The following is a 6,741-nucleotide window of genomic DNA, read 5'->3' as shown; positions in this document are numbered from 1 at the left end:
AACGCCATGTGGAGCGTCGACCGCGTACTCCGGCCACGACTCGGCAAATACGGCTGGATGTGCGGCGATTGAGTCCCACCAGGCTTCGCGAATACCAGTGAGTGCACCGCCCGTCGCGCTGGGTGACTTCCTCGTGGGACGAGGGAGGAAACCGACCGTCGAATGCGCCGGCAGGCACGCAGTAACGTTCGGACGATCGCCGTACACGGCCAAACCGACGCCGCTCAACGTGGGAACCCCGACGGCGCACTGGCCGACAGCCACGGCCGGATCAGCGACATCAGCACCGCCGACGCCCGCTTCGGCCTCGGACTGAGCGCCGAAAGCACCAGCGGGTGAGGCTCCGGATGTCGCAACGCCGGCATCGTGCACGCTGATCAACTGAAGCCCTAGATGTGATCGTCTTTCTGCCGCAGGAAGCATGATCATCCGTGATCATCAAGTTCCTGATCACCCAGTTCAGACGTCAAAACTCAAGCCACACAGCGATTCGAGCAACGTTGGTTGCTGCGCTTCCTATTTCCCATGTGTCAGGGATGCGCGAGCCAAGCCGACCCCATGAAGATGTCAAGCTCTGCAGTTTGGCTCCAATCCGACGCGGGCGCAGGAGTTGATCTATGGGTCGCGCAGTGTGTGGCTTTCATCGGCTGGCGTCACGTTTGCGCACTCTGCGAAGATATGGTCCATGGTCGGAAAATCGCCTTTCCTCACGCAGTTCTCACGGCCTATGCGACGTGTTCGACGACACTTCTCTCGCCAAGTCTGCAAGTCGATTTCAGGGGTACCGTCGTTGATGTCGGGGCGCGCCGACAGAACAGATTCAAACTGTATTGATGAGGAGATCACGATGGGTTCTTTCAAGCCGGTTCACCGCGACCGTTGCGACTCGCGGCGCAACGACCACGACCACTCCCAGCGGTCCAACCGCAACCGTCGCTACGGTCGCTGATCCTGTTCTGATGGTCAGGACAAGCAAGTCCTGACCACGAAAGAGGGGGAGGGCCGGCGCGTCGAAAGCGCCGGCCCTCACTCTTTCCCCAACCCGGCCGGCCAACCCGCAGTCCATGGAACGACTCGAAACGAGGTGCGCGTGACCGCCATTATTCCCGCGGCGAGCGACAGCGGCACCTACACGAGCGACGCGGACAGCCCCGCGAAGCCGGCGTCGGTACGTCAGGCATTCCGGCGATTCTGGCCCTATGTCCGCGCCGAACGCCGTCTGCTGCTGCTGGCCATTCTATTGCTGGTGATCAGTGCCGTCGCGGAGACCGTGTCGATCTGGACCTTCGGTGTGATCATCGACGATGCCTTGACCACGGGCGACCTCCGCGGGTTCTGGCAGCCCGCCGCGATCTGGGTCGGCATGGCCGCAGTCGGAGGCTTCGCCTCGTTCGGAGGCGGCCTCCTGACCTCCTGGGTGTCAGAGCGGTTCCTGCTTCGCCTGCGCGACGCCGTATACGCACACCTGCAACAGCTTTCCCCCGACTTCTTCGCCCGGCATGACACCGGTGACCTGGTGGCACGGGTGACCAGTGACATCGAAATGGTCGAACAGTTGACCGCGTCCGGGACGGTCGAAACCGTCAGCGCGATCGTGACCGCGATTTTCTACGCCGGCGCCGCACTGATCGTATCCTGGCACTTGGCACTCGCGTCATTTATTCTCGCCCCGCTATTCGGACTGGCGGCACGGTCGTTTTCGAAGAGAATCAAGACAGTCTCCCGCGACGAGCGCGACTACAACGGCATGATCACCACTGCGGTCCAGGAAAGCCTCACGAACCTGCCCTTAGTGCAGGCCTACAACCAACAGCAGACCGAACAACAGCGGCTGCACGCACATGGCGCGTCGTGGATGCGAACCAAGATCCGCGAGGCACGGGTGTCCGGAGCGTACGCACCGTTGGTGGACATCACCGAGGTCACGGCGTTGCTGCTGGTGGTCGGCGCAGGGATCTGGGAGATCAGCCAGCATCACCTGACCCCGGGGGGCGTGCTGGCGTTCACCGCATACCTCGGCTATCTCTATCCTCCCCTGCGCCAGCTCGGCTCTCTGACGATCATGGTGAACGCGGCCACGGCGAGCTCCGACCGCATCTCGGAATTGCTGCACACAAGACCGACGGTCGTCGACCACGCGGGTGCCCACGTGCTGACCCACTCCCGTGGCGAGATCAGCGTGGACCGGGTCAGCTACCGCTATCCTGAGGCCGACCGGCCCGCGCTGACTGAGCTGTCGTTCACGGTCCGCCGTGGCCAGTTGGTGGTGATCACCGGGGCCAGCGGCGCCGGCAAGTCGACCATCACAAAATTGCTGCTGCGCTTCGCCGACCCGTCTTCAGGCAGTATTCGGCTCGACGGCTTCGACCTGCGTGGTATCACCACCGAATCGCTGCGCGAGCAGGTGACCCTGGTGCTGCAGCAGACCCAGGTCTTCCATGGCACCGTGCGTGAGAACATCGCCTACGGACGGCCCTCGGCCACGGATTCCCAGATCGTGGCCGCGGCGGTCGCGGCGGACGCCCACGAGTTCATCTCCGCCCTGCCGGAGGGATATCAGACCGTGCTGGACAGCGCCGGCCAGCGGCTCTCCGGTGGGCAGCGGCAACGGCTGGCGATCGCCAGGGCCATCGTCCGCGACACCCCGATCCTGGTCCTGGACGAGCCCACCGCCGGGCTGGACGCGCGTGCCGTCCAGCGCGTGATCGAACCACTGCGCCGGCTGGCCAGCGGCAAGACGACGATCCTGATCAGCCATGATCTGTCCCTGGCTCCGGCTTCGGATCACATCCTGATGTTGGACCACGGCCGGCTGATCGAGTCCGGTCGGCACCAAGACCTGCTGGACCTTGGCGGAGCGTACGCCAAGCTGTACGCGCAGCACCGGGCTGAAGCGAAAACCCCACCCACGTCGCCATGGGCGCTGGTGGGCTCGCAGACAAAGCCGGCGACTGATGGTCCCCAGACGACTGGCCATTCCACTATCGACGGTTCCGTGACAGCCGCGCGACGCGAAGGCGAGCGGCGTCCGGGGATGGAACCCGTCCGCTGGCGGATACAGGGCCAGCTTTTCGACCCAGAGGACGGCCACCGTTCCGCCATTTCGCAGTGACGGGGAAGAATGCATCGATCTCCAGGCAGGGGTTGCTTCCGCGCCGGCGGTGAGTACCAGTGCTCACCGAAACCGGTGCCCCGCTGACGGCCGGGTTGCGCAGCGTCCAGGCCACCGCAACCGCGCCGGGTGTCGCGCCGTGCCGCTCGGCGACTGCCCGCAGTCGAGCGGCCAGCGCCAGGTGCCAGGAAAGCCGGTATTCCGGTTCCGGTCGCGGATGAGGCCCGCGAGCTGGCGCGCTCGGCCTGCGCGGATTCGCTGCTGAGCGTCGACGGCGGCTCGACGACCGGCACGGCGAAGGCCGTCGCGCTGAGCACCGGCCCGCCGATCGCGGTCCCGACGATCTACGTGGGCTCGGAAGTCACTCCGGTGTGGGGGCTCACCGACGCGGCCCGCAAAACGACAGGGACCGATCCGCGGGTGCTGCCGCGGACGGTCATCTACGACCGGGGGCTCACTTGCACGCTGCCCGTGGACCTGTCCGCCGCGAGCGGGCTCAACGCGATGGCGCACGGCGTCGAGTCCTTCGCGGCGCCACGGCGCAACCCGATCTCGTCGCCGGCCGCCGAAGAAGGGAACCGGGCGCTGGCCGCGGTCCTCGCCGACCCCGATGGCCTCGAAGCCCGAGGGAACCTGCTCCACGGTTGCCCATCAGATATTCGATGCACGGCCGCGAGGGCCCGGCGAGCCGCATCAACGAATAGACGTCCGTTTGCCAGTACCTGAGGAAGCCGTTCGGTGCCTGCGCAGCGGTGGCTTCGACGACCGTCTCCCAGCCGGCGTTGTCATCCTGCAACCGCCCGAACGTGGGCAGGTCCAACGCCGGCACTGCGGCTTCGTAGCGCTGGACGAACTCGGCGAACGCCGCGTTGACGGGCACGGCCAGCCGTCGCACCGCATGCACAGATGACTGAACCGAACGAGAATCGTTGAAAGACATGCCGTTCTCCTTGGTGCGGGACACCGCAAGATGGGGACGGGTCTGTTGCAGATCCGGGACTACGAGCAGACGAGTTCGAGGGACCTCGCGCGCAATACCGGGTCGTAGATCGGTGTGGACAACATCAGTTCGTCCGCGCCGGTGAGTTCCGCGACCGCTCGCAGCCGGCGGCGCACGGTCTCCGGCGATCCGTGAGCCTGCGCGGCGCGCATCCCGTCAAGCCGTTCACCGAGAGCGGCCGGCAAAACCTCTTCGGACGCCTGAGCCGGACTCAGCAATCTCGCATCGGGCCCTTGGCCTTGCAGCGCCAACGCCATCGTGTGCCGGGCCGGAAGCCCGAGCTCTGTGGCTTCGGCATCGCTGGGTGCACAGCACGTCTCGACACTCGCCAGGACGTACGGGTCGGCGCACCACTGCGACGGCCGGAAGGCCTCCCGGTAGCGGGTGACCGCCTCGAGCGCGTTGTCCGGGCGAATGTGATAAGCGAAAGCGAGTGGCAAGCCCAGCTCCCCGGCCAGCGCCGCGCCCTCCGCGCTCGATGCCAGCAACCACGGCGCCGGGACCGCGGTCAGACCGGGTACCACGCGGAGGGCGCTCGTGCCGGCCAGGTACGCCAGCAGTTCGGTCAACTGGTCGCGGTAGGACTCGCCGGATCGCCGCAGCGCGCCAACCACCCGGGGATCGGTCGTGCCGGGTCCCCGGCCGATGCCGAGATCGATGCGGTCCGGATACAGCGCGGCCAGGGTGGTGAACTGTTCGGCCACCGCAAGTGCGGAGTGATTCGTCAGCAGTACTCCACCGGAGCCGACCCGGACTCGCATCGTCTCGGCCGCCAGTCGAGCTGTCAGTACAGCTGGTGCGACGCTTCCCACCGAACGGTAACCGTGGTGCTCCGCGACCCAGACCCGTCGGAAACCAAGCTCCTCCGCGCGCCGTGCCGACGCGACGGTAGCCGCCAGTGCCTCGGCTGTCGTGGCACCCTCTTCGACGAGCGCCAGTTCGAGCAGTGACAGCGGAGGCAGGGAAGTCCGCTCGCCCATCGGTGTCGTCCGTTCGAGTGCATCAACGCGTTCGCTCATACTGACCTTTCAGCTCGACGCGGTTACTCCGCACCGTGATCTTGTCAGGAGCGATTCTCCCGCAGCAGATCCGCCGCACGTTCCGCGATGGCGTAGACCGTGGCGTTGGTGTTGGCCGACGGAACCGAGGGCATGACCGAAGCATCGGCCACGCGAAGACCTTCGATCCCGTGTACGCGCAGTTGCGTGTCCACGACCGCGGTGTCGTCGTCTCCGATGCGGCAGGTACCGACCGGGTGGAAGTAGGTCAGCAAGCTACGCCGGATGTAGTTGCGGATTTCCTCGTCGCTGTTCACGTCCGGGCCAGGGAACACTTCTTCGCCGCGCCAGTCCTTGAAAGCGTTCGCGCGTCCCATTTCCCGCGCCAGACGCAATCCGGCGACCATGACGTCGACGTCGTGGTCGTCCGTGTAGTACCGCGGATCGATCCGGGGCCGGTCCGCCGGGTCGCCGGACCGCAGTCGCAGCGTTCCACGGCTGCGCGGGAGCATCGCCGAGCACACGACCGAGTACAGCCCGTCCGGGCCGGGCAAGGCAGGCCCGTAGAGGGGAATGTCGGAGAACAGGAACTGCAGGTCGGGCCCGTCGAGCCCGGACCTGCTGCGGAGGAGGCCGATCACCCCGCTGTGGTTGTGTTCCATCGGGGGCAACGGCTGCGTCGGCCGGTAGGTGACCTGCGACAGAGAATGGTCGTGCAGGTTCAGCCCGACACCGGGAAGCTCGCGCACCGGTTCGATGCCCATCTCGGTCAGGTGGGACTTGGGTCCGATCCCCGAGAGCAGCAGGAGCTGCGCGGACCCGATCGTGCCGGAGCTCAGGACGACCTCCTCCGCACTCGACGCGATGACCACGTCGTTCCCGGCGCGGTACTCGACGCCCATCGCGCGGCCGTCTCGGACGATCACCCGGTGCACAAGGGTGTCGGTGAGGATGGTCAGGTTCGGCCGGTCCAGTGCGGGCAGCAGGTAGGCGTCCGCGGCGCTCTGCCGCCTCCCGTTGACGATGTTGAGGTCGGCGCGGCCAAACCCTTCTTCCTCGCCACCGCTGACGTCGGCGGCCAGTGGGTGTCCCACTTCGGCCGCGGCCGCCAGGCCGGCCTCCATGATCGGGTGGAGGGGTTCGGCCGGCCCCGGAGTCAGAGGACCGTCGGTTCCGCGCAGAGAGGGGTCCCGGCCCGGCACGTTTTCGCTGCGCCGGAAGTACGGGAGGAGATCCCGGAAACCCCAGCCGCTCGCGCCGGTTCGCGCCCAGTCGTCGTAGCTCGTGTGGTGGCCACGCACGAAGAACATCGCGTTGATCGACGAGGAACCGCCCAGCACCCGTCCGTGCGGAAACGGCAGCGAAATTCCGTTCGCATCCTGCCGTTCGGTCGTGTCCGCCCAGTCCGCGTCAGTGCCGAAAAGCATGGGCCACGCGGGAGGGACGGCCGAGAGGTCGGGCGCGTGCCGGGAACCTGCTTCCACCAGAAGCACGCGCACGTTCGGGTCCTCCGACAGGCGCGCGGCCAGCACGGAGCCGGCCGTTCCCGCGCCCACAACGATGTAGTCGTAATCCGTCACGATGATGGTTCCCTTTTCCGGCTTGGTCGGAGCAGGAAAAATGCAAGCCTG

General features: G+C 66.5%; 5 protein-coding genes and 1 pseudogene. 2 read left to right on the top strand and 4 right to left on the bottom strand.

The annotated features are described in order from the left end of the window. Positions 1-429: hypothetical protein (locus tag ABZU76_RS13245; protein ID WP_354868401.1), on the bottom strand; the 429-nt coding region annotated here is incomplete at its 3' end. A 661-nt stretch (positions 430-1,090) separates the two neighbouring features. Here ABZU76_RS13245 and ABZU76_RS13240 point away from each other — a divergent pair. Then, complete coding sequence (locus ABZU76_RS13240; protein ID WP_354868399.1) at positions 1,091-3,112, top strand: ABC transporter ATP-binding protein; 2,022 nt, start codon at positions 1,091-1,093, stop codon at positions 3,110-3,112. Positions 3,113-3,224: 112 nt separating this feature from the next. On the opposite strand, the pseudogene ABZU76_RS13235 reads toward ABZU76_RS13240, so the two are convergent. Beyond that, positions 3,225-3,302, bottom strand: a pseudogene (locus tag ABZU76_RS13235) (hypothetical protein); the annotation flags it as partial. On the opposite strand from ABZU76_RS13235, the gene ABZU76_RS13230 reads away from it, so the two are divergent. Further along, a complete protein-coding gene (locus ABZU76_RS13230) occupies positions 3,266-3,838 on the top strand; it encodes an iron-containing alcohol dehydrogenase (protein WP_354868435.1) in 573 nt (190 codons plus the stop codon). The pseudogene ABZU76_RS13235 and the gene ABZU76_RS13230 sit on opposite strands and share 37 nt — an antisense overlap. 273 nt (positions 3,839-4,111) lie before the next feature. Here ABZU76_RS13230 and ABZU76_RS13225 read toward each other — a convergent pair whose 3' ends face one another. Continuing rightward, positions 4,112-5,131, bottom strand: coding sequence for an MsnO8 family LLM class oxidoreductase (locus ABZU76_RS13225; RefSeq protein ID WP_354868397.1), 1,020 nt, complete (start codon positions 5,129-5,131; stop codon positions 4,112-4,114). Positions 5,132-5,175: 44 nt separating this feature from the next. Continuing rightward, entirely contained in the window at positions 5,176-6,690 is a 1,515-nt protein-coding gene (locus ABZU76_RS13220) for a GMC oxidoreductase (RefSeq protein ID WP_354868395.1), read from the bottom strand. Positions 6,691-6,741: the final 51 nt, after the last annotated feature.

Origin of the sequence: Amycolatopsis sp. NPDC005232, from assembly GCF_040607795.1 — a bacterium.
Classification (GTDB): domain Bacteria; phylum Actinomycetota; class Actinomycetes; order Mycobacteriales; family Pseudonocardiaceae; genus Amycolatopsis.
This window is presented reverse-complemented; position numbering and strand designations above follow the sequence as displayed.